This window comes from Thiocystis minor (genome assembly GCF_016653465.1).
Classification (GTDB): Bacteria; Pseudomonadota; Gammaproteobacteria; order Chromatiales; family Chromatiaceae; genus Chromatium; species Chromatium minus.
Genome location: NZ_NHSQ01000158.1, coordinates 1 through 25377, shown reverse-complemented (window position 1 = coordinate 25377; position 25377 = coordinate 1). Strand labels below are relative to the sequence as shown.

Genomic DNA, 25377 nt, shown 5'->3' with positions numbered 1-25377 from the left:
CACGCTGAGTCTGCCGGTGTGGTTGCGCGCGCCGGAGGTGAGCGGACCGGGTTGGCTGCACGCGGTGCGTCTCCCGCCCGAGGCGGCGGAAGCCGCCCGTCGGCGGTGCCGAAAAACGGCTCAACGCCAAGGGCGAACCCCGAGTGACGCCACCTTATTTCTGGCCGGCTGGGTCATGGTGTTCACCACCGTGCCCCCTGAGACGTTGGATGGCCCCACGGTGTTGGCGCTGTACCGCTGCCGCTGGCAAGTGGAGCTGGCGTTCAAACGGCTCCAGTCGCTGCTTGATCTCGACATCCTGCGCACCCAGCGAAACAGTCGCTTAGGCGAGGTCTGGATCCGGGGAAAATTGCTCTATGCACTGGTCATCGAGCGACGCGCCCAGCGCCATGCCGCAGGCGGCATCGACCCGCTGGACCGGCCCCGTCGGCTGACCCCGTGGCGGCTGCTGATCATCGTTCGCCAAGAGGTCGATCGCTGGATTCTCGAGGTGCAACGCTGGCGAGACGAACACTGGGACGCCTGCCTCGACGTGCTCAAGGAACGTCCGCGCCGCCGCCGCTTGCAAACCGTTCCGGCCAGGGTCATGCAGATGATGAACTCACAAGTGAGTCAACGGTTCGGTTAAGTTGGCGCTTATGGGCCGAGCCCCCAATTCCCGTTGCCCAGTTCCTTGCTGGTGTTGGTCGGCATTTGCACGACCGGCCCCGCGCCCCAGATCCAGTGGCCGGGCTTGGCGGGCGAGAGGAAGGCCGTGAAGACGGTGTCGCCAATCCCGTCGGTGCTCTCCAAGTCCGGTCCCAGCGACGGCATCCAGATGATCGGCACGATGGTGCGCGTGATGATGTTCCAGTCGCGATTGATCGAAATCGGAATCACCGGCTGGATATTGAGGATGTTCTGCGTCCCCTTTTCCGGCCCAAAATTGAGATTAGTGTTGTTCTGGAACGGCACGCTGATCAGGTTGCCGACCGGGTTCTGCGCGAGCTTCGCCAACTCTTCGGCGCTCATCCCGGCCAATGCCGTCGTCTGCCCGGAAGGCGCGCCACCGATCTGCGCTCCCGCTGCTGTGATCGAAGTCGTGGTTCCGAACCTTTTGTCCACCGTGGCACCCGGCGACGCCTCGCTCGTGCTTCGCACGACGACGCTGATCACCAACGCATGGTTCGACGCAATCGCGCCTTACAGTGGTTGGACGGGCGTGTACTCCAGCCTCGGAGTCCTGACCGGCGGAGACAGCGAGCGCAATATCGCGCTGCTGTACGCGAGCCATGAGGTGCTGCTCAGCCTTATGCCGCAATTCGCGGACGACTGGGATGGGATACTGGATGGCTTCGGTCTCAGCCCGGACAACAACGTGGTGGACAACTCCCCGGCGGGGGTCGGCAACCGGGCGGGTGCCGCAGTGGTTGCGGCCCGCGAGCACGACGGCATGAACCAGCTTGGCGACGCGAGCGGCAGCTTGTACAACCTGCGCCCTTATGCCGACACCACCGGTTACGAGCCGGTCAACAAGGGTGAGCGCCTGCTCAATCCGCGACGCTGGCAGCCGGACACGCGGACTACCGGCAGCGGCATTTTCTCTACCCAGCAGTTCGTTACGCCGCAGTGGGCGGAGACCCAGCCCTACAGTTATAGCAAGCCAACCTTAATCGCCCCGTTTCCGACGAAGAGCTACGCGGTGCGGCCGAACGGCGTGCCGCTACCGGCGTACAGGGCACAAGCGGACGAAGTGCTTGCCGTGCAAGCGGCACTCACCGACCGCCAAAAATTGCTCGCCGAATTTTTCGATGACAAGATCCACAGCCTTGGCTTCTCTACGCTAGCGACGGCCCTGGCACTCGGCCTCGATCTCCGGCAGTTCGTTCAGCTGGACTTTCTTGTGAACGCCGCCGCGTTCGACACTGGGATCACGGTCTGGAAAAACAAGCGTCGATACGACGCCGTGCGACCCTTCTCGGCGATCGCTTACCTCTACCCGGATACCGCGATTACCGCTTGGGGTGGTCCGGGTGAGGGTACCGTGAGCGATATCACGGGTAAGGAGTGGCGGCCATACCTGCAAACCGCCAACCACCCGGAGTATCCGTCGGGCAGTGCGAGCTTCTGCCGGGCGCACGCTACGGCGACCAAACTTTACTTAGAGCAGATCGCCGGACTGGACCCAGACGCCGCCAACGACCTGTCCTACTGGACCCCGGCCATCCCCATTGCGGGTGCGCCGCTAACCGTGCCCGCCGGCAAATCGAGGATCGAGCCCGACGTGACGCCGGCAGCGGAGACGACCCTCGGCTGGAATACGTGGGATGACTTCTCCGAGGAGTGCGGCATCAGCCGGCTGTGGGCCGGAGTGCACTTCTTCGACTCGATCCCTGCCGGCCAGGACATCGGCGAGCAAATCGGTACCGAGGTCTTCAACTGGATGAAAGCGCGTCTCCAAGACACGCCCGAGTGAGGTGAAGAGTCGTGACTCCCGGAACCTTCGGGAGTCACGGCGCACGCAGAAAGCCTGGCATCCGCTCGAAATTCGCGCAAGCCTCGATAAACCCGGCACTCGCGACGGGCTTGTGGCGCCCGAAGCGCACGTTGCGCGTCGTTTGTGCTCGTTCACGCCGCACTTGTCCAATGCCCGCTTCTGGCCGACAACAGTCAGAGTAGCAACATAGCCGACTTTCTGCTCATGGAATGGACATTGTGGCCAGTCTACGCTGGAGCGCGAAGCGCTCGACCTTCACGCCGGCATCTCGCGGCTCCTCGGAACCGACCGCGCCTTTCTCTTCGGCGCCGCCTTCGGTTACGGAACCTCTGTCGCTCTGGAGACCGCCGAGTGTCCGGACGTACTCAACCGTTATGAGTCGCGCGTGGCCGCCTTTCGGGCGGGACGGGGGGCGCAATGATGTTTCGCCCGACATCGACGCTCGTCGCGCTGACCTTGGGTTTCGTCCTGTTGGCCGCGCTCGTTCAACCCATCGCGCAGGCGAGCCGTTGGGAGGTGCGTCAGGAGATCCGCGAGGGTGCCCGTGAAGTGCGCCAGGAAAAGCGTGAGGCGCGTCGTGAGCTCAGACGCTGCGAGTCACGGGAGTGCGCCCGCCGCGAGATCCGCGAAGGCTACCGCGAGGTTCAGCGCGAAAAGCGCGAGGCGCGTCGCGAGTTTCGGCATGACGATGACGATCGCGATGACCGGGGCCGCGACCTGCTCAAGGGCGTCGCCATCGGAGCGGCGGTGGTCGGCATCGCGACGGCGATCTCTCGGGCTGCCCAGGATGGGAACTGAGATGACCTATTCGGAAAACGAGCTAGGACTCATCGTAACCACCCTCGACCGCCTGCGCACCCAACGCCTGCCCCGTGCGTTGTCCATCAAGGAGAAGGTGGACGCGGGAGGCACATTGGACCAGTACGATATCGCGTTTCTCGAAGAGATCTTTCACGAAGCAAGCTTTACGCGGGCCACTGTCGAGACGCATCCCGAGTTCCAGGACATCGTCGCGCGCCCCTTGTTCTTCTTTGCGTCCTTTGCGCCTTTGCGGTTCCAAATGCCGAATTTAGGTTGATTGCTCTCGGCGCGCGGATCGACCGAACCGGATCCGCCATCCTTCTGCATCGAGCCCAACCAGTCCCGAGGAATCGGACCATGCGCAAACTGACCTTACCCATCCTCATGGCGACCGCCGTGCTGCTTGCCGGCTGTGCCGGCATGTCGGAGACCCAGCGTCGACCGGCGCGCTGATCGGCTCGTTCAGCGCGAACGCCGGCAAGGGTGCACTGATCGGCGCCGGCGTCGGCGCGCTCGGCGGCTATCTCTACGATCAGAACCGCAAGAACCGGGGTGACTACTGAAGGCGTCGGCGGCGAGCGAGCCGGGCAGCGGACGGAAACGACTGCTCAAAGCGGGACATTGAGATCTGAGGGAGCCGGGTTTTCTCGAACGGATTGAGCATGGGGTCAGTCCAGTGGGTTGTCGGTGTCGAGGAGGTCAGCGACCTCGGCGAGATCTTCGGGACGATCCAGATCGCGCAGGGTTTGTAGTTCGGTCCAGTCGAGGCCGATTCGTGCGAGTGCGGCGCGCGTCTCGGCCAGGACTTCGGGGCTACTCCAATGGATGCCAGTGAACAGCGCGGGTGCCGGACGGCGCAGCCCGATCAGCACATAGCCGCCATCCGCCGCCGGACCGAGCACGGCGTCGCGGTCGTCTAGGGCGGCGAAGGCGGCGCTCAGATAGTTCGCGTCATAGTCCGGGCAGTCGCTGCCGATCAGCACGGCCCGGTCGGCCGTGGCAAGCGCCTCGTCGAACGCTGCCGTCATCCGTACCCCGAGATCACCCTCCGGCTGGCGGTGCCAGGTGAAGCCATGGGCCTCGGCCAGGCGCGCGCATTCGCCGCCATCGGCCGGCGCCCCGGCGCACCAGAGCTGGCGGCGGGCGCAGGGCGTTGCGGCGCCCCCCCGGAACGCGATGCCGAGCAGTCGGCGATAAAGCCGAGCGGCGCCGTCCGCTCCCAAGGCAGGGATGAGGCGGGTCTTGACCTGGCCCGCGACGGGCTTGTGGGCGAAGAGGATTAGGGTGCCGCCGGGCTGGGCCTCAGTTGTCATAGCGCCGTGCCAGTCGGGCCAGGTCGGCGCCCAGGGCATAAGCCAGACGCAGCTGCCACATGAGCAGGATGGTGCACACCACCCCGCGCGACTCCCAGCGTCGGCTGGACGTCAGCAGCGGCGGACGGAGACAGGCCGGTCTGGCGATCCGGCGCAGGCGCTTCGAGAGGGCGATGTCTTCCATCAGCGGGAGGTCCGGGAAGCCGCCGATCTGGGCGAAGGTGTCGCGGGTGACGAAGATTCCTTGATCCCCGGTGGCGATGCCGGTGAGCCGCGAGCGCAGGTTCATGGCCCGCTCCACCAGCCGCAGCAGCGGGTGACGCACAGAGAGCCGCACGTCGAAGCGTCCCCAGCGGGCGCCAGCCTTGCAGGTGGCGAGCAGCAGCTCCGGCGCGCCGGGCGGGACGCGGGTGTCGGCGTGCAGGAACCAGAGGAACTCGCCGCTGGCAACGCGGGCGCCGGCATTCATCTGGACGGCACGCCCATGTGGGGACTCCAGCACCCGGTCGACCCCGGACGCGGCCAGCGACCAGGTCGCGTCCGTACTGCCGCCGTCGACCAGGATCACCTCATGCCCAGTCGCGCGCAGCGGGGCCAGGTCGGTTAGCAGGGCGCCGATATGGTCCGCCTCGTTCAGGGTCGGGATGACGATGGAGAGTCGCATGCGCCGGGGCCTCAGGCCGCGCCGCTCCGGTTGCCGATGAGGGCGCCGCCGCAACTCGACCCCTGCCCGGCGGTGCAGACGTAGCAGTGATCGGCGACCGCAATGGGTGCGCCCTCGAGGATCAGCCCCGGCAGGTCGCGCAGATGGGCGCGGCCGGCGTGAGCCGCCAGCGGCAGACCGAGCTGCTGATTGAAGTCGCAGTCGTACAGCCAGCCCTGCCAGTCGACGCTGATTAGCTCCCGGCACATGACGGCCGCCAGATTCTCCATTCGGTGCGCGGCGCGCAGCCGATCCAGATAGCCGTGGAAGTCGCCCGTCGACAGCAGCGCGCTGCCGAAACGCCCGATCGGGAGATTGGCGAGGGTCAGCAGCCGGTTGAACCGAATGCCGTGCTCGGCGAGCAGCACCCGCCGGTAGTCCGCCTCCAGGGCCGTCTGCGATGGCGGCAGCTCGGAACCCTGGGGGTTGTAGATCAGATCGAGCAGGAGCCCGCCGCCCGGCGCGCCATAACCGAGCGCGTTCAGCCGCCGCAATCCAGTCAGGCTGGCATCGAAAACGCCCCGGCCGCGCTGGGCGTCGAAGTTGTCCGCCCGATAGCAGGGGAGCGAGGCGATCAGCGCGCAGCCCTGCGCGGCGAGGAAGTCGGCCAGATCCTCCTGTCCCGGCTCGGCCAGTACCGTGAGGTTGCAGCGGTCCAGCACCCGCAACCCCAGCGCGCGGGCGTGGCGCACCAGGTCGCGGAAACCGGGGTTGAGTTCCGGGGCGCCACCGGTCAGATCCAGGGTCTCGAACGGCAGGCGCTCCAGCGTGGTCATGACCCGTTCCAGCGTGGGTCGGTCCATGACTTCCGGGCGATTCGGCCCGGCGGCAACACCTCCAAGCACCTGCAGCAACTCAAGGCCGCCGGTCTGGCGCTGGCGCTGGCGCGCCGCGACGGTAAGCATGTCCGCTATGGACTGGCCGATGACCGCGTGCTGGACGCGGTCGCCGCCCTGCGCGTGCTCGCGGAGACGCGCAGCCGCGCGGTCGAGGCACTGCTCGCGAGCTATCTCAAGGAACGCGACGCCTTGGAGCCGGTCCCGGCGATAGTGCTGCTGGAGCGGGTGCGCGACGGGCTGGCGACGGTGATCCGACGTGCGCCCCGCCGAGGAGTACGCCCAGGGTCATGTTGCCGGGGCGCTCAATATGGCCGGCAGCGGCGGTTACTCGGGCTACCGCGACGCCAACCGGACGTTGCCGGTCCGATCAATGGTGACACCCGCGTCAACATAGTGACATTCCCGCCCTGCCTTCATGCCGAGGTTGTATGCCATCTCGGCCCGCGCGCCTGTCGGGCAGTAGAAGATCGGTATGCGATCGGCCGGGATCTCCGCCAGGCGCGCTTCGAGCTGGTCCAGCGGGATGTTCAACGCATGCTCGATCAAGGGCTCAGTGATCTCTTCCGGGTTGCGCAGATCCACCAACACGACATCGTCACGCGATGCCTTCGCCATCTCCGCGAGTTGATCGATGCCGACGGTCCCTGGTTTCGGCTCCGGCCGATAGGTGATCCTCTGTTCGGTCGGTCCCGTGGCAACGGGATGTCCCGTCTGCTGCCATTCCGCGACGCCGACAGGCAGCACGCGCACCTCGTGATAGCCCTTGTTGAGTCTGCGCAACCACCGCCCGCACGTCGCACGGGCGCGAAGCGCGGGCAAATTTAGAACTGCTGGGATGGAAGCCATATCAAATAATCGCAGGCTCGGTTGAGGTATGGTAGCCCCCAACATCCTCGCTGACCCAGGGCTCGGTGTCTTTCCCATGCAAGCGATCGAATTTGAAGCTCATCCGCACGATGGCGTGATTGAATTGCCGCTGTCGACTGCTCATCAGACCGACCAGACAAGCCCAATGCCGATCACCGTCTACACCCCCGAGTCCTCACTCGCCAGCCCGGCGAAGCTGCTCCGGGACATGTTTCGCGATCTGCTCGCCAGCCGCGAACTCGCCTGGCGGTTGGCCGTTCGCGACATCAGCGCCCAATATCGACAAGCCTTTCTCGGTATCCTCTGGGCCTTCATCCTGCCGCTGGCCAACACCCTGGTCTGGGTCTTTCTCAGCGGCTCCGGCATCGTCTCGGTCGGCAAAACCGCGCTGCCCTATCCGGTCTACGTCTTCACCGGCACCATGCTCTGGGCCATCTTCATGGATGCCCTCAACGCCCCGTTGCAACAAACCAGCGCCGCCAAGGCCATGCTCGCCAAGCTCAATTTCCCGCGCGAGGCGCTGATCGTCTCCGGCATCTACCAGACGCTGTTCAACGCCGGCATCAAGATCGCCTTGTTGCTCGTCGTACTGCCCTTCATGGGGGTCGATCTCGGCTGGAACCTCTTACTGTTTCCGATCGGCCTGCTGTCGCTGATCCTCGTCGGCACCGCCGTCGGACTGCTGCTCACGCCGGTCGGCCTCCTCTACACCGACATCGGCAAAGGGCTGCCGCTGCTGATGCAGTTCCTCATGTACCTCACCCCGGTCGTCTTTCCCATGCCCAAGGACGGCTGGGCGGCGACACTCTTCGCCATCAACCCGCTCTCGCCGCTGATCCTCACTGCCCGCGACTGGCTCACGGGATTTCCGCCCGCGTTTCTCGGCGCCTTCGTGGTGGTGAATCTGCTCGCCCTCGTCTTGCTCCTCATGGTCTGGGTGGTCTATCGTCTGGCCATGCCCATTCTCATCGAGCGCATGAGTGCTTAAAATGACAGCGATGAACACGATCAGTCTGTACGAACGTGATATTTATGCCTGGACCCAGCAGACCGCCGAACTGCTCAAGCAGCGTCGTTTCCAGGACATCGATGTCGAGTACTTGATCGAGGAACTGGAGAGCATGGGACGACGTGACCGTCAGGAACTGATCAGCCGCTTGAAAATCCTGCTCGGTCATCTGCTCAAATGGCAGTATCAGCCCCCGCATCGCTCCAGTTCCTGGCGCGGCTCCATACTGGAGCAACGGCTACGAATCCGCGACTTGCTGCAAGACTGTCCCAGCCTGAGACCCTTCTTACCCGAGGCCGTCGCTGCCGCTTATGCGGATGGCGCGAAGCTGGCGAGCAAGGAGACAGGGTTGCCACTCGATCATTTTCCAGGGCAGTCGCCTTATGCGCTGGACAGCTTGCTGGAGGACGATTGGTTTCCAGGTGCAACCTAACTCGCGGACTCCGTAAGACGGCACTCAGGAGCAGAAAATCTCGTGCATTCGATAAATGACAACCTCCGCAAGCGCATCCTCGTCACCGGCGGCGCTGATTTCCTTGGCAGCCATCTTCGTCAAAGCGAGAGACCAGCGCTGGTCTGGCCTGATGCGACGCCCTAGCGATGGAGTCCACACCGACACCCCACGACTGCTTCTTCCGCGAAACCTTCGGACAAGTCGCGATTGCCGGGGATTTTCTGCACCACATCCTGCCAGACGACCTGCTGGCGGTGATCGATCTGGACACCCTGGCCATTTCGAAAGACACCTACGTCTCCGAGGATCTGCGTCAGTTCTATGCGGATCTGGTGTATCAGGTGGGATACCGGGGCGACGCGGACGAGCCGCCGCTGAGTATCTACCTGCTGTTCGAGCACAAAAGCCGCCCGGACACCTGGGTTCTGCTGCAACTGCTGCACTACATCCAGGCCAGCGGCGAGGCGTACCGCAAACAGCATCCCCAAGCCAAACGCCTGCCGCCAGTCTATCCGCTGGTGCTCTACCATGGACGGAGGCGCTGGCGGGTGCCAACCACCTTTCACGACCTGGTCGCACCGCTGCCCCCGGCGCTGGCGCCCTATGTCCCGCAGTTTCGCTATGCGCTGCACGACATCTCGCCGCACAGCGACACCGAGATCCGCGGCACTGTCCTGACCCGTCTGGCACAACTGGCGCTGCGCCACATTTTCGACCCCCAGCCCGGCCAACGGCTGCGCGAACTGCTGAGGCTGATCGCCCAGGTGCTGGACCAGTCGACCGCGCTGGAGTTGCTGGAATCGCTGCTACGCTACTATGTACAGGGTACCCGCCAGTTGGATGAACCGACCGTGCGGGCGCTGCTACAGGAAACGGGACGTGGAGAACCGCTGATGCAAACCTTTATCGAACGTTACATTGAACAGGGCGAACAACGCGGTGAACAACGCGGCGAACAACGCGGCAAACAACTCGGCTCGGCCGCCGTCCTGCTGCGCTTGCTCGAACGCCGATTCGGCCCGCCGGACGAACCGCTGCGCGCACGCATCGCCGCCGCCGATGCCGACACCCTGATGATCTGGTCCGAACGCATCCTGGATGCCAGGACCCTGGACGATGTTCTGCACTGAGATCCCTTCGTCGAAACCGCTTTCGAGGCATTCTTAAAGATGAATGATCATTCGCACGCCAGGTTCGCCAAGATGCCCGAGTGCGACTGAGCCATGAGACTGAGCCGCCAGCAGATCGCAAGCATCCGCAACGCCGCCGAGGACGCCTTCGGGCCCGACACGCGCGTGACGCTATTTGGGTCGCGTGTCGATGACAACAAACGGGGCGGCGATATCGATCTTTTGATTCGGCCAACTCGGATCGACCAACCTTTCGTTCGCAAATTGCGGTTTCTGAGCTTGCTGGAACGTAATTTAGGGGAGCGCAAAATCGATGTCGTCATGGAACTTCCCAATGACAGCCGCCCGATCGTTCAAGTCGCTCACGTAACAGGAGTTGCCTTATGAATCAGACTCCGGAAATACTCGCCCTCCAGCACGCGCTGGCGATTGGCCTGACACATCGTCAAACCCTGGGAGAAGCCTTGGAAGATCTGCGTCTGCGTGATCTCAAGGCAGCGGAGTTGGAGAGTCTCAGCAAGGCGGATCGACGCCTGCTTGACCAATTCGCTTATCGATACACGCGCCTACAGGACGATATGGGTGCCAGACTCATGCCGGCCGTGCTGCGAGCCTTACAAGAGGAGATTGCCAGCCTGTCCATGATCGACCGCTTGAACAGGCTGGAGCAACTGGGTTGGCTGCCTTCCGCGGAGGAATGGGCAGATCTGCGCCGGGTGCGTAACGAATTTGCGCACGATTATCCGGATACAGCGGAAGAACGGTTTGATCGGCTGCAACTCGCCCTGACCGCTGCCCAGCGGCTTCTGGAAATTCTGATGGGGTTCGAGCAACACGTTCAACAGCGTTTCCCTGGCATTTCCCCATGAACGATGAAGTGCTGGTTCGCGTTGAAGGCGTCTCCAAGAAATTCTGCCGGAGTCACAGGAAATCGCTGTGGTATGGCATGCAAAGCCTTGGCAACGGACGCATCGGCCGCCTGCTGAACGGAGATGTGCATCTAGCGACAGGGATTCGCGTCAAGATTCCAGGCCAGCTCCAATTCTTACCCGGATGCCGCGCGTGACCGTCCACCAACCCGACACCCTGATCATCGAAGCCGGTCGCGCCGAGCGTCACTACTGGCGCGACCTCTGGCGCTACCGCGAGCTTTTCTACGTCCTCGCCTGGCGCGACAGCGCGGCGCGCTATAAGCAGGCCGTCATCGGCTTGGCCTGGGCGCTGCTTTGAATCGGCTTGGCGGTGGCATCAGGACGGATTCGGCAATTCTCAGTTTGGCCAAGTCGAGTGAGCAGATCCCCATGCAGTATCCAGAAACTGGCTGGTTCGCGGATTGCAATCACCACTTCGTGGCCGATAGAGTGCCTTTTCTGGAAGAAGAAACCCACCACGATTTTAAACCGAGCATTGCTGGGACGTATTAGATACGTGCATATGAGTGATGAAGTTCTGGTACGATTCGACGGCGTTATCCAAGAAATGCTGGCAAAGCCTCAAGAAATCGCTCTGGTACGGCTTGCAAGACTTAGGCAACGAGCTTCTCGCCGGCGTCACGACGGCGCTGGTGAACTGTGGCCTGAATGTGATCCGCGAGCTTCAAATGCTCGGGCCTTCACCTCTGGGCCACAGGCGGCTCACTTTGCTCGCCAACTATCAAGCATCCGGAAGAATCTGGAGCAACACTTTGGGCCAAACAGCCAAATCCGCCTGTTCGAATCGCGAACGGATGATGATGCTAAGGGTCGGGATATCGAGCGAGACATCGATTCGCCCGACCAGATCGTCGAAGTGCGTCTGCATGCCCTTGTCGAACTGCAGTTGACGCTGGGCGATCAGAAAACCGATCTCGTCATCCACCATGCACAAGGCGCAGTTGGGCATGTCACACAGAAACGAACACTTGGGCGGCAATGATTTTTCCTTTGCTTAAGCATCGTTACCTACTCGGCCAACTCGTCATGCGGGACGTGTTGCTGCGCTACCGCGGGGCCATGTTCGGTGTGTTTTGGATCTTCCTGAGTCCGCTGCTCATGCTGGGCATCTTCGCCTTTGTGTTCGGACAGATCTTCCAAGCCCGATGGCCGCAGCAACCCGACGGGCTGCCATTCTGGTTGATGCTTTACTCCGGCCTCATCGTGTTTAATCTATTCAGCGAGGCCGTCTCCCGATCGCCCACAGCGGTGCGGGCGTTCCCCAGCTACGTCAAGAAGATCATCTTCCCGGTGGAGATCCTCCCCTTGGTGCCGCTGGGCGCCGGGCTCGTTCACACGGCGTTCAATCTCCTGATCCTCGTCCTCGCGTTGGCCTGGACTGGGCATCTCACCGTCGGCATCCTGCTGTTTCCAGTCCTGCTCTTGCCGGTCCTGCTGCTCGCCGTTGGCCTGTCCTGGTTCCTCGCCGCCTGGGGGGTGTTCATCAAGGACATGAATCAGATCGTGCCGCTTCTCGTGCAGATGACGTTTTTCCTGTCGCCAGTGTTATACCCCGCATCCGCCGTGCCGCCGATGCTGCGTCCCCTCTACGACTACAATCCACTTGGTGCCGTGATCGAGGCCGCCCGAGCGGCGATTCTCGCGCAGCCGATTTCCTGGACGGCCTGGCTGATCGCGCTTGCGGGCGGCGCCCTTGCCGCACTCCTCGGCCATACCTTCTTCCAACACAGCCGCGACGAGTTCGCCGATGTCCTCTGACGACATCGCCATCTCGGTCCGCAACCTGACCAAGACCTACCGCCTGTTCGCCCACCCTGGTGACCGAATCAAGCAGGCCGCGACCCTGGGTTTGCGTAAGTACTACAAGGAATTCACGGCGCTGAAGGACGTTTCCTTCGATATCAGGAAGGGGGAGACTGTAGGCATCATCGGCCGCAACGGCTCCGGCAAGAGCACGCTGCTGCAAGTCATCTGCGGCATCCTGAAGCCAACCTCCGGCACAGTCCAGGTCAATGGTCGAGTGTCAGCCCTGCTGGAACTGGGGGCCGGTTTCAACCCGGAGTTCACAGGGCGCGAGAACGTCTATTTCCAGGGTGCGCTGATGGGCTTCAACAAGGCACGAATGGACGAGCGCTTCGACGACATTGCGGCATTTGCCGACATCGGGGAGTTCATTGATCAGCCGGTGCGGACGTATTCGAGCGGGATGTTCGTGCGACTGGCGTTTGCTTCCGCCACCCATCGCATCCCCAACGTGCTCATCGTGGATGAAGCGCTTTCGGTAGGGGATGCACACTTCCAGAGCAAATGTTTCGCACGCATGAACGAAATTCAAAACTCCGGCGGAACTGTCCTCTTCGTAAGTCACACCCCCGAACAAATCGCACACCACTGCAATCGCGCTCTTTGGCTTGAACGAGGGCATATGGCAGGGCAAGGTGAAGCGATGTTGATGCTGCAAGCCTATTTGTCCTCGTGGGGATTAAATTCAGCCTCCCGGAATGTTGATGCCGACGATAACCTGGGCTGCGTAGTTCATCCTTGCTTCGACGCGAGGGAACGGCGCTGGGGTAATGGTGACGCCATCATAGAGAATGTGCGTCTGCTCCAGAAAGGCACGCTCAATCCCTCGAGTATCCTCTCGGGGGAACACCTCGAAATTTCTTTTACAACGCGATTCCGGCGCGCAGTATCTCGACCTATCTATGGACTAACGATCAAGAACCTTCACGGCACCCCCATGTTTTCGGCCAATTCTAGGCAGTTGGCACATGCCGCCGCTGGCGAGGCCCAGGCCGGCGAGTATATTCAGGCCCGCTTTTTCATTTATCCCTATCTCGACGCAGGCGAGTACTTGCTTTCATTCGGCATCGTCGAGCAGACTTCCGAGAATGGCATCATGGTGCTTGATCGCCGCTACGACGCAATACGGATGCGCGTGGCACATCCTGCCTCTGCGGAATTCGTCACCGATATGCGCGCGCGTTGCGAACTGGTCACCATGTCATGACGCCCTCCTACGTGTTCGATCAGCGACGGCGAATCTGGCTGCGCCCGGCGGCCACACACGGCTTCAAATACTCCGACGGCGAGGTCGTCGAGGAACATTTGCTGAAAGCGTTGCGGGGATGCAATGACATCCGATGTGTATCCACCGAATTGCGTCGCTATGTCCACGACTGGCCAAGCGAGTACCATCTCAGTCCCACCAGACATAACCTCCTGCGCTTCCTGCGCATAGGCCCAGAGCACAACATCTTGGAGCTTGGTTGTGGCTGCGGTGCCATGACCCGTTTTCTGGCCGAGAGCGGCGCAAACGTGACCGCAGTCGAGGGCAGCGTGCGTCGGGCGCAGATCGCTGCGGAACGTTGTCGTGATTTGCCGAATGCCAGAATCGTCTGTGATAACTTGATGAAGTTTGAATCCGATCAACATTTCGATTTCGTCACGCTAATAGGCGTACTCGAATACGCTCCTTGCTACATTCCGAGCGAAGACCCGATAGTAGCGTGCCTGGAGCAGGCAAGCTTATTCCTAGTGCCCCATGGAATTCTTATTCTCGCGATTGAAAACCAGCTCGGGCTCAAATATTTCAACGGCTGCGCAGAGGACCATCTCGGACTTCCCTACTATGGTGTCCACGACCTGTATCGCGACAACGAGCCTGCTACTTTCGGCCGTGTTGAACTAGAGAAAAAACACGATATGGCCGGTTTTTCGAGCCGGCGCTTCTATTACCCATTTCCGGACTATAAGCTACCTAGGGTTATTTTCTCGGAAGATGCTTTCTCCGCCCCCGGCTTCGATGCCGCCGCACTGCTGGGCGGGTTAGCAGCACGAAACGCTTCCGGCGAATTTCATCCAAATTTCCACGAAAACCTTGCATGGCGGCCCATCGTCGAGAACGAACTGCTGCCACAATTAGCCAATTCTTTCCTTGTTCTCGCAGCGCGCTCCGAAGAGGCATTCCTTAACCTCGACGCGGATTTTTTGGCTTGCGTCTACACACCGGAAAGAATTCCAGCGTTTGCGACAGAGACCCTCTTTCGGTACAGAGGCGCATCCATCTTCGTCGAAAAGCGGCGCTTGCATCCCGACTTGCGGGTACCAGAAGCCACCTTGCCACAAGGCCGGCTGATCCATTCTACTGACAGCGTTCAAGCCTACGTCGCGGGCCGCCCTTACCTCTTGGAATTGCAATATAGCCTGGGCCGCAGCGAAGACATTGATTCCGTCATCGCGTGGGCAGCCGACTGGCTCGATTTGCTACTGACCAATAGCAGCGTTGCCGAGGACGGTACGGCAACTCTGCCTAGCGAATGGCTCGACGCCATTCCGCAGAATTTCATTCGTAGCCCGGCTGGATCACTCCACCGCATTGATGATGAATGGTCACTGCAAGGCGCAGTACCACGCGCCTGGTTGATCATTAGGGGTCTCGTCAACGCGTTGGCTATGTCACCCACATCGACAGCTCTTGGTATCCTGAGTCTGCAAGAGCTGATTCAAAGAATCGCGGTCTCGCGCGGCATTGTATTAGACCGAACCGCTTTCCAGGACGCCGTGGAACAGGAGAGCGCGCTGCTATCGCTTGTGTATGGCCGCGCCACCGAAGAAAAATGGCTAGGATCCTGCTTGCAACAGCCGGCGACTAGCCACTTAGCGGCACTGATGCACGAGAATTCTCAACGCAGAATCGCCGGTATGGAGAGTGAAATTAGCCGGATCAAGTCGACCGTCTCCTGGCAGATCACCAAGCCGGTAAGACTCCTGGCGAACCTGCCGCGACACTTCCGTACCTGGCTTGAATCTCTGAGTAGTAATGACCGCCATGATCGCTAAGCTGGGTCGGTTTCTTTCCGGACTGCTGGACTACTCGACCGGCCGCAATCCTGCCGAATTGGCTGTAAATGGTTACAGGTTGGTGCGCCGGGAGGGGTTGGCGGGGCTCCGCCGCATTTACCACGATATCCTTGGTATCAGTTACAGCGGATTGATCAGGCGCCACGACACGCTAAGCGCAGACGATAAGTCCGCCATCCGTCGCCATAACGTCGCCGTAGCGCTCAATGCCAACCGGGCGCTCGATCTGCTTTACAGCGACGAGGACAAGATCGATACGCACGGAAATCGTTTCAGCCATTACTTCAAGCCTGACTGGGATCCCGATCTTTTCCTTGGACAGAACTTGATCAGCCATCTGGGTGTTTATCGCCGCACGCTAGCCGTTGAGATCGGCGGTTTCAGGAAAGGTTATGAAGGGTTGAAAACTCTGCCTAACTACTACCTGTTTCTTCTTGTCAAGGCGCAGCTCATCGCCAAGGCTATCGTTCCTGGCCGACTGACCGGCCTACTGCGTCTCTTTGTCTTTGCCATTACGCCTCGCGCCTTGGTGTCGCACCCAACATGATGAAAGTTGTCTCGCGCAAGATTCGGAACTTATGCCGCCATGCAGCTCACCACCTGCGAAGTGGTGATATCTCTGGCTGGATTGAAAGGATCCGTGCTCAAGGCAAGGATTATTCCTTCAGGGACGCTGTTTCACTTTCAAAGAAACCGCCGGAACAATGGACATTCGGCATCATGGCTACGCCGCACACCACGTTCATCGCTGATCTGATTCGTGAACGCTTGCAGGCGCATAGCTGGGATGTCGCGATATTGACTTCGGCTCCGGTGAGGTTCAAGCACGACTGGTACATTGTGATATGCCCGCAGATGTTTTCCAGGCTGCCGCCAAATAACAAGCGCATTGCATTCCAGATGGAACAGTCCGTGAGTTCGCGCTGGTTTAGCAAACGCTATTTGCGGATCCTGCGCAGTTCTTTTGCGGTGCTGGAGTATTCGCTGACGAATGTGGCCTACCTGGAGGGAAGAGACATCTCCTTCCCCAAGGTGCACTACCTGCCCATTGGCGCCTCGATGGCCTATGCTGACGCAACATGGGCTGGCGGCAAAGATCATGACGTCTTGTTCTACGGGGATAGCATGAGTTCTGCGCGCCGCCAGAGTATGCTTCATGCATTACAGCAACATTTTGACGTGCGGATCATCAACGAGTTGTTCGGCGAGGAGATGCAAACGACCATACGGCGAGCGCGGGTCGTGATTAATCTCCACTACTATGAGGGTGCTTTGCTGGAAATGCCGCGTATCCAGGAGTGCCTATCCCTGGGTGTGCCGGTTGTTTCTGAATCCTCGCAGGATCAAGAGGACTATCCGGAACTCGGCGGGGCAGTGAACTTCTTCGAGCAAGGTTCGGTCCCCGCGATGGTTGAAGCGGTCAAGGCTGCACTGGCTCAGCCGGTATCTGGAGAGAGATTAGCCTCGGCTGTAGCGCTCGGGGAGCGTCGGTTTGCCTTCATGTTCGACCGTTTCCTGATCGCGCAGGGTTTTCTGCCTATCGAGCATGCCCAGAAAATGGAACCGCTGCTGCCGACCAACGCCGCAGCCGTTGCCATTTCCCTGCCAGAGACCATCCGGCGACGAAACCAATTCAACCAGTCAATCCTGCCCGGTTGTCAGGTGTTCGATGGCATGAGGCGTTCACCAGGGTGGGTCGGGTGTGGTCTGAGCTACCAGGCCATCGCAAGGCACGCGCTGAGAAACAACATATCCCAGCTTCTAGTGATGGAAGACGACGTCGTGTTGCCAGCGGACTACGAGGAAAAGATCGCGATCGTGCGCGAATTTCTGGGAAGATTAAATGACCAGTGGGACTTGTTCAGCGGCGTCATTGCAGCACTTCATCCGGACACCAGAATCAAATCGGTAGCGAGTTACAAGGGCATGAAGTTTGTCACCGTCGACCGGATGACTAGTACTGTCTTCAATATCTACAACAAGCGGGCGCTGACCATGTTGACAGAATGGGATCCCAAGAATCAGGATGCCGAGGCGAACACGATCGATCGTTACCTTGGAACACGTCAAGATTTGCTTGTCGTTGTTGCCTTGCCTTTCCTGGTCGGACACCGCGAAGAAGTTCATTCCACGTTGTGGGGTTTTAAGAACACGGGTTATTCGGCGATGATCAGCTCAAGCGAACAGGATTTATCAGAGAGGTCGTCCCTGCTCTGAGTAATGCGAGCAGCGCACGCGGGTCATGCGACCCTAGGCAGTCCGTGCCGCATCAACATCCGCAGCTTATAGGGCAGCAGATCGAATGCGGCGAAAAACTGCGCCTTCGCGACCCGCCGGTTTACCATCGCCCGCCGCCGCTCGGCACGCAGCTCGCGCCGGCGGTGCCACAACGAAGCGAACACCGGCAGGTAGATTCTCGTCAGGTAGGCGGGATCGAGCCGCAGCAGCGACAGCAGCGTCCCCTCGATCAGCAGCAGCGCCAGGTGCAACGGCAATAGGAGTTGCATGAATGGCGCAGGGTAGGTTGTCACCATAACGAAAGTCTTGTTGCGTTCCGACAACGCGCGCCGCCGGAAGGTCGTGCGCAGCCGGCCGGCTGCCACTTTGCCGCCGCCGAAGCTCTGCCCAACCCGATGGCGATAGCCTGACAGCGCGAGTACCCGCGCCGGATGACCGGCGAGCCTCGCCCGGCAGCACAGGTGGAGATCCTCGTCGATCGAGCCGAACCACTCCGGGAAGCCGCCGAGTTCGTCCCACAGCCGTTTGTCGATCCACAGACAGGCGCCCATCACCAGGCAGACGTCGTTGCGTCCTGGATCCAGGTTGGGTACCGGATTGAGAAAGGGATCGAGACGGCTGCCGATGTCCAGCAAGGCGCCCGTCTCGGCGTCGTACTGCGGTAACCCCAGGATAGCCGGGCGTCCAAGCCTGACCGCCTCGGTATGCAGTGTCGCGAGGGCATCCGCGAACAGCGTGGCATCGTTGTTCAGCAGCAGCAGGTAAGCGCCTTTCGCGACGTCCGCCATCCGGTTGTTCGCGACACAGAAACCGACGTTTTCAGGACTCTGGATCAAATCGATGTCGGTGTATCGGTTACGGATGTGTTCGCCTGATCCGTCGGTCGATGCATCATCATGAATGATGATCTCGACAGAAAAGCCGCAGCCTTGCGAACGCACGGAAGCTATGCACGCATCGATCAGGTCGATGCCGTTGTAATTGGCGATACAGACGGACACTACTGGACGCATGGCACGATCAACCGCCTCCAGATCGGTGTTGATTCGCAATCGATTGAGAGGCTGGGCTCCCTGAGTACTGTTCAGCGTGCTGCTCGTAAACCCAATTCCAGGTAGGTCGAAGTCCGCCATCCAGACTGATGCAGGGCACCCAACCGGTCGCGCGCTGAAGGCGAGAGCGTATCCCAACAAGCCGATGTAGCAGTCCCCCCGTCGCTATAATGTGTCTTGCGAAAGTAATTGTCGATCACGGTAATGCCGCAACTGAAACTGTCCCGATCATGCCGCGCGGGGTCGAAGGGTTCGATGCAGTAGGGCCGATTTTGTTGACTCGACATGACTTCGCCAGGGTCCGCTCGCGACTCCGCTTCAGGGCTGAGCGTAGCTCGGCCGTTGGCTCGGGCGGTTGGTCAAGTGCGGCGAAGAAAGCGGCATGATCCTCCGGGCGCAGAACCGTCCGCTCGTGGGTCGCGATGGTCTCCAGAGCCGCCCTGTAGGCGGCGTTCATGGCAAAGACCGAATCATCGATGCCCGACAGGACGGCGGCCCTGTGGATCATCTCCTTGATGCTTGGTTTGGTGCGAAAATGCATGCGGGCGTCGTGACGCTCGTCCATCGGATTCGCCTGATCTTCAACCGGCCGCATCTCCAAGTCCTCTACTCGATGTTTTACACGAATGACTGTACGCCGATTCGGCGTACATATCGAAGCCATCGGCCTCACCGTTCAACCTCGGCCAGATACGCAATGTCCAGTTTATCGCACCGCAAAACAGTGACGTTAAAACTGAGAATTGCTGGCAGGCACCCGGAACGGCTTTGGGATCGATCATCGCTTACTGAGGAATCGGTGGTCGCCAATCGCTGTCCAGCACCTGCTCCACCGTCCAGGGGCAATGGTCCGGAAAGCTGGAGAGACCGGTTTCCTGCGCGGCCTGCACGGTCGCGTCTTCCCAGATGCCGTCCCACCAGTCCGCGTCCCGCAAATCGGCCTTGAGACTCGGTGTCTTGGTCAGGCGCCGAAGAATGCCCTTGCGCTGGTTGCGGATGGTGATGTCCCAGGAGGCGCCGCGTCGCTCTGGCTGATAGGCCCATTTGAGCAGGTGCGCCAGTAAAACCGCCATGCGATTGGCCAGTTCCCGTTGTTCGCTCTTCCCCACGTCTTCAATCTCGTCCGCCAGATGCTCTAGGTCTAACTGATTGAAATGACCCGCACGCAAGAATTGCGCTTGCTCGCGAGACCAGTTGACAATATCCGCGTCATAGCGCGTTCGATCACGCATGATTGTCTCCAAATCGTTGCCGAGAACCATTCCATCGAGACGGCTTGTCAGACGGTCGCGCCGTTGTCATTGGCGATGCAGACCGAGACGACATGTCGCATGCACATTGCATCAGCCATTCTGCGGGACAGCTTCAATCCAATTCCACATGCGCCGGATTCCGTCCTCCAGGCTAACTTGTGGAGTCCAACCGGTTGCACTGCGCAAGCGTGTTGCATCCAGCACGACCCCGCGAACATCCACCGAGCGCGCTGGTTGCCACTGAACCCGTAACTCCCGCCCCGTCACACGCTCGACGACAGTGCGTAAGCGATTGAGCGAACACCCTTCTCCGACGCCAACATTGTAGATTCCTACCGGCGCATCCGGTTCCATTAACCGCCTGCACGCGTCCACCCAATCGTCAATAAAGAGAAAATCGCGGACCGCTTCACCATCACCCCAAAACTCCATGGCTGTTCCCCGCCGCGCATACTCCAGCATCGTGCGAATGACTCCAAAGCCCTCTCGTAACGGTTGCTCTGGTCCATAGAGATTCGATGGTCGTAGAATCGTCATCCGTTCGCCATGCTGTCTTCCGTACACCCGTAAAAACCCTTCAACCGCCACCTTACCGACGCCATGATTCGAGAGCGGCCACAATGGCTGATCTTCTGGGACCGGTAAGACGGCCGGGTTGCCGTACTGCACATCAATGTAATTTTGGTATGCCATAAACAAACAGCATTCGAAGTTTCCAAGGTATCCAGCGAAATCGACGAAGGTATGACGAAAACTTAGCTCGACGTTTAGACTGTATACGCTGTCTTACTGCTATTACATCGCGGATATTTCGCAGCAAGCTTGTTGGAAGTGAGAAATAAATAAGCTTAATATTTCTCAAAGAGACTCCCGATACCAAGAGCGCCGCCGCCTCTGCCGCTAAAAACCCAAAGTGTAAGGGAAGCATGACCGCCACTAACAATGCCGGATAGCACATCATAATTACGAAGGTTTTATTGCGCTCGCTAAGCGCTCGCCGCCTAGCGGTAGATGCTAATCGCCCATTCATTAGCTTGCCGCCACCAAGATTCCGTCCGATCCAATGATCGAATCCTGGAGAATCGAGCATGGTTACAGAGTATCCAAGCAGTCTCGCAGCTTGACAGATAAAAATATCTTCAGCGACCGACTCAAACCATTCCGGGAACCCACCAACATCATCCCATATAATACGAGGTATCCAAAGGCATGCCCCGGTAACGGTCGAGACATCCTGTATTCCTTGCATAAATAAAGGAACAGGATTCATGAAGAGGTCGAAATCATAGCCTCTATCGACCAAATTGCCATCCGTGATTGAATATTGCGGGAGACTCAGAATCCGAGGCTGTTCCACCGTTTCAGCGTGTTTAAATAATTTCTGCAAGCTGTGAGGGCGTAAAACCGCATCATTATTGAGAAGCAGGATATATTCGCCGTGGGAACGTAACACCATTCGATTGTTACTGATACAGAATCCCACGTTTGTCTTGCTTGCGACAATTTTCACATTAGGAAAACGCAGGGCAATTAGGGCGATGGAGTCGTCTGTAGATGCATCGTCATGGACGATAATTTCAATATTGCAGGAGACATCCTGCGTTATTACCGATTGGATGCACTGCTCGATGTATTTAGATCCGTTGTAGTTTGCAATGCAGACGCTGATTAGTGGGTTAATTGGCCTTTCAAGGCCGGGATGAGTCCTGATCTCGGATACTTGGCTCATGCGCTTATTTCGATATTCTTGATGATCATTTTCAGGCGATCCCTGATAAAGGGGATTGAAAGCTCTTTTTCATAAATCGCTTTTCCAGCTTCTCCAATATCTGCCAAACGATTCTGATTGTCATAACACCACCGAATTTTATCCGCTAAAGCTTCTGGATTACCCTGGTTAACCAGGAGGCAGTTTTGATAATCAAGAAAACCGTTTGCAAGAGCAATGCGCCCAATGATTGTTACCTTGCCAAGCGCCAAGCATTGAGACGTCTTTCCGGTAATAACCCGCCGCGCCTGCCGCGTATTCCCAAATGGACCGCCAAGACAGACCGATGCGTTTGGAATCACTTCTGTCAGCAGTCGCTCATAGGGCAACCAATCCCGATAAGTATAATTTTTTATTCCGCGAGTAGAACATCTTTCATGTAGACGTCTAGCTTGTGATGAGGATCCGCCGATAAAATCAAATCGGATTGGCAGATCAGTCAAGCTCGATGCGGCATCAATGATGATTTGAACGCCATGCAGCGGCAAGAAGGATCCATAAAAAAGCACGCTGAAATTGCTGGCGCCTGACCGTGGTGGAAAGGGACGCGATGACACAATAGCGGTTGCCCCAACCGGGATAGAGAATAATTTATCAGGTTGAATAGCGAATTCTTTTTGATAGTAGCGCTCATGGAGATAGGTATCGGTTAGAATAACGTCTGCATCTTCAAGGATAGAGGCTTCCAGCCCACGCCAGATTCTCGACATCATCACTCCTAATAGACCAAACTTCTTTTCCTCATAAAGCGCCGCGTAAGGTGACATGAGAGCGTCAAAGATTATCTTTCTCTCTCCTGCGATCCATCTGACGGGCCAATATATTTCGTGCCCTCGAAAACCGATGATAAAAACATCCGGGGCTCGTTGTCGCTTGATTATCAATAGCTTCCAAATCGTATCGAAATATCTCAGAAAGCCGCAATGATGATTAATGACGACATCAACATCAAAAATCTCGCTCTCTTGCAGGGCATTCAGAATAGATTGGGTTCTTATATAGTTAGGATCTCGATATGAAAGGACATAGCAGACCTTCGTTCTTTTTTTTTGGCCAGCGTTCATTTAGATAATTTGATGATCGGGTCGTTGAAGATTCGCACTTAAGATACTGATTGATTCGAATTATGACGTGATCTCGATTTGAACGGACGCATTAGAGATAGTCAGCGCGCTGAGTCGCCGGTACGCTGTCCTTGTACATCAACTGAGTGATTTGCTCAGAAACCAAACCGATCAAGAAAATTGTCACTGCCGACGAAAGCAAGAAAAGAGTAGCCAGTGACAGGCGACCTTGGGTGGCATAAGTGAAGGCGTAGTAACCAAGCCCAGCGAAACCATGGGCGGTCGCGATGGGGACAAAGAGTTTGAGCGGAGAATATAGGGTGCCGACCTTGAAGATGATCAGCAAAAAGCGCAGGCTATCTTTAAGCGGGCTGACATGGCTCTTACCGATCCGGCGACCGGCGTGGATTGGTTCATAGGCGACCGTATAGCCGGCGCGGAAAAAGGACATGGTGATGGTGGTGGGATAGGAAAAGCCGTTGGGCAGCAGATAGAGGAACGGACGGAACTGATCCGCTCGGACCGCCCGAAGTCCCGAGGTGAGATCAGCGATCCGCTGGCCGGTCATATAGCTAGCCAACAGGTTATAGATGCGGTTGGCTAGCCCGCGTCCCCAGTTGGCCTGTGAAGCGTCACTGCGCGCCCCCACGACCATGTCATAACCAGAATCCAGCCTGGCCAGCAGACGTGGGATGTCGGTGGGATCATGTTGTCCATCGGCATCCATGAACACCAGCACCTCCCCGGTCGCCGCCCGCGCGCCGGCCTTCACGGCGGCGCCATTGCCCAGGCTGTAGGGATGCGAGATAACGCGGGCGCCATGCTCGCGGGCGATGTCCGGGGTCGCGTCGGTCGAGCCGTCGTCGACGAGCAGCAGTTCGGCATCCGGCACGGTTTGACGGATGCGCGACAGCAGGGCGCCCAGACCGGCGGACTCGTTTTTGGCGGGGAGGATGATGGAGAGTGTCATGATGGTGTCCAGCGATCGTCGAGGATGTTGGAAGCGGTCCAGGGACAGACGGGCGGAAAAACATCGAAACCGATGCCAGTTTCCCGAGTCGCTTCCGTTCTCGCGTCCAGCCAGGCATCTTCCCACCAATCGGAGTCTTCGAGGCAGGTCCGCAGGCTCGGCGTTTTCTGGAGACGACGGGCCAGCGCCCGTCGCTGTTCGCGAATCGTACTCTCCCAACTCGTACCGCGCCGCGCTGCCTGATACTGCCACTTGAGAAGATGGACCAACAGGACCGCCATCCGGTTTGCCAGTTCACGCTGTTCGCTTTTGCCCACGTCATCGATCTCCTCGGCAAGGTGCGTGATGTCCAGCAGGTCAAACCGTCGAGCGCGCAATAGGCTCGCCTGTTCTTGTGCCCAGGCGACGAGATCGTTTTCGTAGGTATGCATGGGGTTGCTCCTTCGCGGCTTGATGGCGATGATGCCGGAAGCATCCAGGCGTGTGAACCCACCCTCGTTACGCGATTTGCACGATTTGATTCAGGATCGTACAGACCTCGACAAATCGAGCATCGGCCAGCCCTCAACATCGGCAAGAAAATTCGTTCGATACACCAGCTCTGCCGTCATGGCTTGGATTCCAGAGTCCCTGTTCCCCGGTTTAGGAGAACCAACGCATGGTGTCACAACAAGACGTCCAACCCCTTGCGATCAAGCAGGTTCAACAACTTTAAAGAGGGTCCACTGGGACGTTTTGCCCCGAGTTCCCATTGACGCACGGTCGAGGGGATCGTGTTCAACACCGAAGCCAAAACGGTTTGGCTCAACTGGTACCGTTCCCGCAGCGCGCGGATCCGCTCGCTGGTATACGGAGGAATGTGCTCCAGACACAGCGCGTCATAGTGTTGCATGCGGCGCCAGTCGATGAAGCCCGCTTGGTGCAGATCCTGGGCAGTCTCATGCACCGCTTCAAGGAGGCGGCTGGCGTTCTTGGTCTGGGTTGTCATGGCAAATCTCCTCCAATGCCCGAGTTGCGACTTGTGCGTCGAGCTGATTCGCGTTGAGTGTGATGAAGATCCTGATCATCTGACAAGTCTATCACCAAGTGATAGAGCCGTAGCGCCACCATGCGGGGACTCGTCTCAGTGTCTCGATGGCGATGGAAGTTTTCAATCGGCATCCGTGCCGTTTGAGAGGTGTCAGGTACGCGATGCGGTATCTACCCGGCTTCCCATTCGTTGTCGTGATCGTGATCGTGATCGTGATCGTGATCGTGATCGTGATCGTGATCGTGATCGACAACGACAACGACAACGACAACGACAACGACAACGACAACGAGGATATTCGGGTCGGGTGGGTCGAGCGAAGCGAAACCCACCGAACCCACGCGCCAACCGTCCAGATCCGCACCCAACGCAAAACGCCCCCGGTTTCGCGAGGGCGTTTTGGTCAGGCGTTGGCGCGGTGGTCGATGGGTTTCGTGACCAATGAGCGTTTGCGCTAATGGCTCAGCGTAGTGCCGTGGTCACTCTACCCATATATGGTCCGCCCCGCGATGCAAGAGGGAAATCGCTGTTTTTGACAGAAGGAGACGTTGCAGCCATCTATCCGGCATCGGTGAGGTGTCGTCGCCGACCCTCGTGCCCTGATGGAATTCGCGC

The 25377-nt window shown here is 59.1% G+C and carries 33 protein-coding genes and 1 pseudogene; 20 read left to right on the top strand and 14 right to left on the bottom strand.

From position 1 onward, the window contains the following. Positions 1–628 (top strand): transposase (locus CCR95_RS21595; RefSeq protein WP_201098345.1); only part of this gene is annotated, 628 nt, incomplete at its 5' end. Between the two features lie 8 nt (positions 629–636). On the opposite strand, the gene CCR95_RS21590 is transcribed toward CCR95_RS21595, so the two are convergent. Then, positions 637–1011: a hypothetical protein gene (locus tag CCR95_RS21590; protein ID WP_201098343.1), complete on the bottom strand. Its 375-nt coding sequence runs from the start codon at positions 1009–1011 to the stop codon at positions 637–639. Between CCR95_RS21590 and CCR95_RS21585 the strand changes: the two genes are divergently transcribed. From CCR95_RS21585 to CCR95_RS24990, 4 genes and pseudogenes are all read left to right on the top strand, one after another. Beyond that, positions 965–2455 (top strand): vanadium-dependent haloperoxidase, encoded by a 1491-nt coding sequence (locus CCR95_RS21585; RefSeq protein WP_207188716.1) that lies wholly within the window; start codon positions 965–967, stop codon positions 2453–2455. The genes CCR95_RS21590 and CCR95_RS21585 overlap by 47 nt on opposite strands. Positions 2456–2893: 438 nt before the next feature. Next, positions 2894–3274: a hypothetical protein gene (locus tag CCR95_RS21580; protein ID WP_201098339.1), complete on the top strand. Its 381-nt coding sequence runs from the start codon at positions 2894–2896 to the stop codon at positions 3272–3274. Between the two features lies 1 nt (position 3275). Continuing rightward, a complete protein-coding gene (locus CCR95_RS21575; RefSeq protein WP_201098337.1) occupies positions 3276–3554 on the top strand; it encodes a hypothetical protein in 279 nt (92 codons plus the stop codon). A 157-nt stretch (positions 3555–3711) separates the two neighbouring features. After that, positions 3712–3840 (top strand): annotated as a pseudogene (locus CCR95_RS24990) (glycine zipper domain-containing protein); the annotation flags it as partial. A gap of 105 nt (positions 3841–3945) precedes the next feature. On the opposite strand, the gene CCR95_RS21565 reads toward CCR95_RS24990, so the two are convergent. From CCR95_RS21565 to arsS, 3 genes are read right to left on the bottom strand one after another with little or no spacing between them, the layout of a single operon-like run. Continuing rightward, the gene (locus CCR95_RS21565; protein ID WP_201098335.1) at positions 3946–4590 is read right to left on the bottom strand and encodes a TIGR04282 family arsenosugar biosynthesis glycosyltransferase; all 645 of its coding nucleotides are present in this window, start codon (positions 4588–4590) and stop codon (positions 3946–3948) included. Then, a complete protein-coding gene (locus tag CCR95_RS21560; RefSeq protein ID WP_201098333.1) occupies positions 4580–5254 on the bottom strand; it encodes a TIGR04283 family arsenosugar biosynthesis glycosyltransferase in 675 nt (224 codons plus the stop codon). Before CCR95_RS21560 ends, CCR95_RS21565 begins: the two co-directional genes overlap by 11 nt. A gap of 11 nt (positions 5255–5265) precedes the next feature. Next, positions 5266–6198: an arsenosugar biosynthesis radical SAM (seleno)protein ArsS gene (arsS, locus tag CCR95_RS21555; protein ID WP_201098331.1), complete on the bottom strand. Its 933-nt coding sequence runs from the start codon at positions 6196–6198 to the stop codon at positions 5266–5268. Between the two features lie 190 nt (positions 6199–6388). On the opposite strand from arsS, the gene CCR95_RS26510 reads away from it, so the two are divergent. After that, the gene (locus CCR95_RS26510; RefSeq protein ID WP_201098329.1) at positions 6389–6526 is read left to right on the top strand and encodes a rhodanese-like domain-containing protein; all 138 of its coding nucleotides are present in this window, start codon (positions 6389–6391) and stop codon (positions 6524–6526) included. Here CCR95_RS26510 and CCR95_RS21545 read toward each other — a convergent pair. Further along, entirely contained in the window at positions 6466–6912 is a 447-nt protein-coding gene (locus CCR95_RS21545) for a rhodanese-like domain-containing protein (protein ID WP_242523412.1), read from the bottom strand. The two genes, CCR95_RS26510 and CCR95_RS21545, sit on opposite strands and share 61 nt — an antisense overlap. A gap of 142 nt (positions 6913–7054) precedes the next feature. On the opposite strand from CCR95_RS21545, the gene CCR95_RS21540 reads away from it, so the two are divergent. The 13 genes from CCR95_RS21540 (at position 7055) to CCR95_RS21480 (ending at position 17604) form a co-directional block, all read left to right on the top strand. Next, complete coding sequence (locus CCR95_RS21540; protein ID WP_242523411.1) at positions 7055–7987, top strand: ABC transporter permease; 933 nt, start codon at positions 7055–7057, stop codon at positions 7985–7987. Between the two features lies 1 nt (position 7988). Beyond that, positions 7989–8441: a DUF29 domain-containing protein gene (locus CCR95_RS21535; protein WP_242523410.1), complete on the top strand. Its 453-nt coding sequence runs from the start codon at positions 7989–7991 to the stop codon at positions 8439–8441. A 167-nt stretch (positions 8442–8608) separates the two neighbouring features. After that, the gene (locus CCR95_RS21530) at positions 8609–9592 is read left to right on the top strand and encodes an Rpn family recombination-promoting nuclease/putative transposase (protein ID WP_201098325.1); all 984 of its coding nucleotides are present in this window, start codon (positions 8609–8611) and stop codon (positions 9590–9592) included. A gap of 93 nt (positions 9593–9685) precedes the next feature. After that, positions 9686–9979: a nucleotidyltransferase domain-containing protein gene (locus CCR95_RS21525; protein ID WP_201098323.1), complete on the top strand. Its 294-nt coding sequence runs from the start codon at positions 9686–9688 to the stop codon at positions 9977–9979. Beyond that, entirely contained in the window at positions 9976–10461 is a 486-nt protein-coding gene (locus CCR95_RS21520; protein ID WP_201098321.1) for a hypothetical protein, read from the top strand. The genes CCR95_RS21525 and CCR95_RS21520 overlap by 4 nt, the downstream gene beginning before the upstream one ends. After that, positions 10458–10658: a hypothetical protein gene (locus CCR95_RS21515; RefSeq protein WP_201098318.1), complete on the top strand. Its 201-nt coding sequence runs from the start codon at positions 10458–10460 to the stop codon at positions 10656–10658. The genes CCR95_RS21520 and CCR95_RS21515 overlap by 4 nt, the downstream gene beginning before the upstream one ends. Beyond that, positions 10655–10822 carry a hypothetical protein gene (locus CCR95_RS21510; RefSeq protein ID WP_201098317.1) on the top strand — a complete coding sequence of 56 codons (168 nt, stop codon included), beginning with the start codon at positions 10655–10657 and terminating at the stop codon, positions 10820–10822. The genes CCR95_RS21515 and CCR95_RS21510 overlap by 4 nt, the downstream gene beginning before the upstream one ends. 204 nt (positions 10823–11026) lie before the next feature. Then, on the top strand, positions 11027–11506 hold the full coding sequence (locus CCR95_RS21505) for a hypothetical protein (protein ID WP_201098315.1): 480 nt from the start codon (positions 11027–11029) through the stop codon (positions 11504–11506). Beyond that, positions 11503–12282, top strand: coding sequence for an ABC transporter permease (locus CCR95_RS21500; protein WP_276570297.1), 780 nt, complete (start codon positions 11503–11505; stop codon positions 12280–12282). Before CCR95_RS21505 ends, CCR95_RS21500 begins: the two co-directional genes overlap by 4 nt. Then, entirely contained in the window at positions 12272–13534 is a 1263-nt protein-coding gene (locus CCR95_RS21495; RefSeq protein ID WP_201098312.1) for an ABC transporter ATP-binding protein, read from the top strand. Before CCR95_RS21500 ends, CCR95_RS21495 begins: the two co-directional genes overlap by 11 nt. Then, the gene (locus CCR95_RS21490) at positions 13531–15366 is read left to right on the top strand and encodes a class I SAM-dependent methyltransferase (protein WP_201098310.1); all 1836 of its coding nucleotides are present in this window, start codon (positions 13531–13533) and stop codon (positions 15364–15366) included. The genes CCR95_RS21495 and CCR95_RS21490 overlap by 4 nt, the downstream gene beginning before the upstream one ends. Next, on the top strand, positions 15347–15934 hold the full coding sequence (locus CCR95_RS21485) for a glycosyltransferase family protein (RefSeq protein WP_201098308.1): 588 nt from the start codon (positions 15347–15349) through the stop codon (positions 15932–15934). The genes CCR95_RS21490 and CCR95_RS21485 overlap by 20 nt, the downstream gene beginning before the upstream one ends. Beyond that, positions 15931–17604, top strand: a complete 1674-nt coding sequence (locus tag CCR95_RS21480) for a glycosyltransferase family protein (protein ID WP_201098306.1) — start codon at positions 15931–15933, stop codon at positions 17602–17604. The genes CCR95_RS21485 and CCR95_RS21480 overlap by 4 nt, the downstream gene beginning before the upstream one ends. A gap of 23 nt (positions 17605–17627) precedes the next feature. On the opposite strand, the gene CCR95_RS21475 is transcribed toward CCR95_RS21480, so the two are convergent. The 9 genes from CCR95_RS21475 to CCR95_RS21435 all read right to left on the bottom strand — a co-directional run bounded on the left by CCR95_RS21475 (position 17628) and on the right by CCR95_RS21435 (position 24720). Further along, positions 17628–18638, bottom strand: coding sequence for a glycosyltransferase family 2 protein (locus tag CCR95_RS21475; RefSeq protein WP_201098304.1), 1011 nt, complete (start codon positions 18636–18638; stop codon positions 17628–17630). 235 nt (positions 18639–18873) lie between these two features. Next, a complete protein-coding gene (locus CCR95_RS21470; RefSeq protein WP_242523409.1) occupies positions 18874–19341 on the bottom strand; it encodes a type II toxin-antitoxin system TacA family antitoxin in 468 nt (155 codons plus the stop codon). 121 nt (positions 19342–19462) lie between these two features. Then, entirely contained in the window at positions 19463–19909 is a 447-nt protein-coding gene (locus tag CCR95_RS21465) for a DUF29 domain-containing protein (RefSeq protein ID WP_201098302.1), read from the bottom strand. Between the two features lie 111 nt (positions 19910–20020). Continuing rightward, on the bottom strand, positions 20021–20623 hold the full coding sequence (locus CCR95_RS21460; RefSeq protein WP_201098300.1) for an NAD-dependent epimerase/dehydratase family protein: 603 nt from the start codon (positions 20621–20623) through the stop codon (positions 20021–20023). Continuing rightward, positions 20601–21659, bottom strand: coding sequence for a glycosyltransferase family 2 protein (locus CCR95_RS21455; protein ID WP_201098298.1), 1059 nt, complete (start codon positions 21657–21659; stop codon positions 20601–20603). The genes CCR95_RS21460 and CCR95_RS21455 overlap by 23 nt, the downstream gene beginning before the upstream one ends. Beyond that, on the bottom strand, positions 21656–22762 hold the full coding sequence (locus tag CCR95_RS21450; RefSeq protein WP_201098296.1) for a glycosyltransferase: 1107 nt from the start codon (positions 22760–22762) through the stop codon (positions 21656–21658). Before CCR95_RS21450 ends, CCR95_RS21455 begins: the two co-directional genes overlap by 4 nt. 91 nt (positions 22763–22853) lie before the next feature. Beyond that, a complete protein-coding gene (locus CCR95_RS21445; protein WP_201098294.1) occupies positions 22854–23732 on the bottom strand; it encodes a glycosyltransferase family 2 protein in 879 nt (292 codons plus the stop codon). Next, positions 23729–24163: a DUF29 domain-containing protein gene (locus CCR95_RS21440; RefSeq protein ID WP_201098292.1), complete on the bottom strand. Its 435-nt coding sequence runs from the start codon at positions 24161–24163 to the stop codon at positions 23729–23731. Before CCR95_RS21440 ends, CCR95_RS21445 begins: the two co-directional genes overlap by 4 nt. A gap of 233 nt (positions 24164–24396) precedes the next feature. Next, positions 24397–24720, bottom strand: coding sequence for a helix-turn-helix domain-containing protein (locus CCR95_RS21435; RefSeq protein WP_201098291.1), 324 nt, complete (start codon positions 24718–24720; stop codon positions 24397–24399). Between the two features lie 203 nt (positions 24721–24923). Between CCR95_RS21435 and CCR95_RS21430 the strand changes: the two genes are divergently transcribed. Continuing rightward, positions 24924–25220: a hypothetical protein gene (locus tag CCR95_RS21430; RefSeq protein WP_201098289.1), complete on the top strand. Its 297-nt coding sequence runs from the start codon at positions 24924–24926 to the stop codon at positions 25218–25220. Positions 25221–25377: the final 157 nt, after the last annotated feature.

What these genes read in the sequence shown, in the direction of transcription:
- CCR95_RS21505 (WP_201098315.1), top strand. Translation starts at nt 11,027, where the DNA reads ATGAGTGATGAAGTTCTGGTACGATTCGACGGCGTTATCCAAGAAATG.
- CCR95_RS21515 (WP_201098318.1), top strand. Translation starts at nt 10,458, where the DNA reads ATGAACGATGAAGTGCTGGTTCGCGTTGAAGGCGTCTCCAAGAAATTC.
- CCR95_RS21460 (WP_201098300.1), bottom strand. Translation starts at nt 20,623, where the DNA reads ATGGCATACCAAAATTACATTGATGTGCAGTACGGCAACCCGGCCGTC.
- CCR95_RS21565 (WP_201098335.1), bottom strand. Translation starts at nt 4,590, where the DNA reads ATGACAACTGAGGCCCAGCCCGGCGGCACCCTAATCCTCTTCGCCCAC.
- CCR95_RS21525 (WP_201098323.1), top strand. Translation starts at nt 9,686, where the DNA reads ATGAGACTGAGCCGCCAGCAGATCGCAAGCATCCGCAACGCCGCCGAG.
- CCR95_RS21470 (WP_242523409.1), bottom strand. Translation starts at nt 19,341, where the DNA reads ATGGCTTCGATATGTACGCCGAATCGGCGTACAGTCATTCGTGTAAAA.
- CCR95_RS21560 (WP_201098333.1), bottom strand. Translation starts at nt 5,254, where the DNA reads ATGCGACTCTCCATCGTCATCCCGACCCTGAACGAGGCGGACCATATC.
- CCR95_RS21590 (WP_201098343.1), bottom strand. Translation starts at nt 1,011, where the DNA reads ATGAGCGCCGAAGAGTTGGCGAAGCTCGCGCAGAACCCGGTCGGCAAC.
- CCR95_RS21535 (WP_242523410.1), top strand. Translation starts at nt 7,989, where the DNA reads ATGACAGCGATGAACACGATCAGTCTGTACGAACGTGATATTTATGCC.
- CCR95_RS21465 (WP_201098302.1), bottom strand. Translation starts at nt 19,909, where the DNA reads ATGCGTGATCGAACGCGCTATGACGCGGATATTGTCAACTGGTCTCGC.
- CCR95_RS21445 (WP_201098294.1), bottom strand. Translation starts at nt 23,732, where the DNA reads ATGACACTCTCCATCATCCTCCCCGCCAAAAACGAGTCCGCCGGTCTG.
- CCR95_RS21490 (WP_201098310.1), top strand. Translation starts at nt 13,531, where the DNA reads ATGACGCCCTCCTACGTGTTCGATCAGCGACGGCGAATCTGGCTGCGC.
- CCR95_RS21430 (WP_201098289.1), top strand. Translation starts at nt 24,924, where the DNA reads ATGCGGTATCTACCCGGCTTCCCATTCGTTGTCGTGATCGTGATCGTG.
- CCR95_RS21450 (WP_201098296.1), bottom strand. Translation starts at nt 22,762, where the DNA reads ATGAACGCTGGCCAAAAAAAAAGAACGAAGGTCTGCTATGTCCTTTCA.
- CCR95_RS21475 (WP_201098304.1), bottom strand. Translation starts at nt 18,638, where the DNA reads ATGCGTCCAGTAGTGTCCGTCTGTATCGCCAATTACAACGGCATCGAC.
- CCR95_RS21530 (WP_201098325.1), top strand. Translation starts at nt 8,609, where the DNA reads ATGGAGTCCACACCGACACCCCACGACTGCTTCTTCCGCGAAACCTTC.
- CCR95_RS21540 (WP_242523411.1), top strand. Translation starts at nt 7,055, where the DNA reads ATGCAAGCGATCGAATTTGAAGCTCATCCGCACGATGGCGTGATTGAA.
- CCR95_RS21495 (WP_201098312.1), top strand. Translation starts at nt 12,272, where the DNA reads ATGTCCTCTGACGACATCGCCATCTCGGTCCGCAACCTGACCAAGACC.
- CCR95_RS21520 (WP_201098321.1), top strand. Translation starts at nt 9,976, where the DNA reads ATGAATCAGACTCCGGAAATACTCGCCCTCCAGCACGCGCTGGCGATT.
- CCR95_RS21580 (WP_201098339.1), top strand. Translation starts at nt 2,894, where the DNA reads ATGATGTTTCGCCCGACATCGACGCTCGTCGCGCTGACCTTGGGTTTC.
- CCR95_RS21455 (WP_201098298.1), bottom strand. Translation starts at nt 21,659, where the DNA reads ATGAGCCAAGTATCCGAGATCAGGACTCATCCCGGCCTTGAAAGGCCA.
- arsS (WP_201098331.1), bottom strand. Translation starts at nt 6,198, where the DNA reads ATGCTTACCGTCGCGGCGCGCCAGCGCCAGCGCCAGACCGGCGGCCTT.
- CCR95_RS21480 (WP_201098306.1), top strand. Translation starts at nt 15,931, where the DNA reads ATGATGAAAGTTGTCTCGCGCAAGATTCGGAACTTATGCCGCCATGCA.
- CCR95_RS21575 (WP_201098337.1), top strand. Translation starts at nt 3,276, where the DNA reads ATGACCTATTCGGAAAACGAGCTAGGACTCATCGTAACCACCCTCGAC.
- CCR95_RS21500 (WP_276570297.1), top strand. Translation starts at nt 11,503, where the DNA reads ATGATTTTTCCTTTGCTTAAGCATCGTTACCTACTCGGCCAACTCGTC.
- CCR95_RS21440 (WP_201098292.1), bottom strand. Translation starts at nt 24,163, where the DNA reads ATGCATACCTACGAAAACGATCTCGTCGCCTGGGCACAAGAACAGGCG.
- CCR95_RS21435 (WP_201098291.1), bottom strand. Translation starts at nt 24,720, where the DNA reads ATGACAACCCAGACCAAGAACGCCAGCCGCCTCCTTGAAGCGGTGCAT.
- CCR95_RS21485 (WP_201098308.1), top strand. Translation starts at nt 15,347, where the DNA reads ATGACCGCCATGATCGCTAAGCTGGGTCGGTTTCTTTCCGGACTGCTG.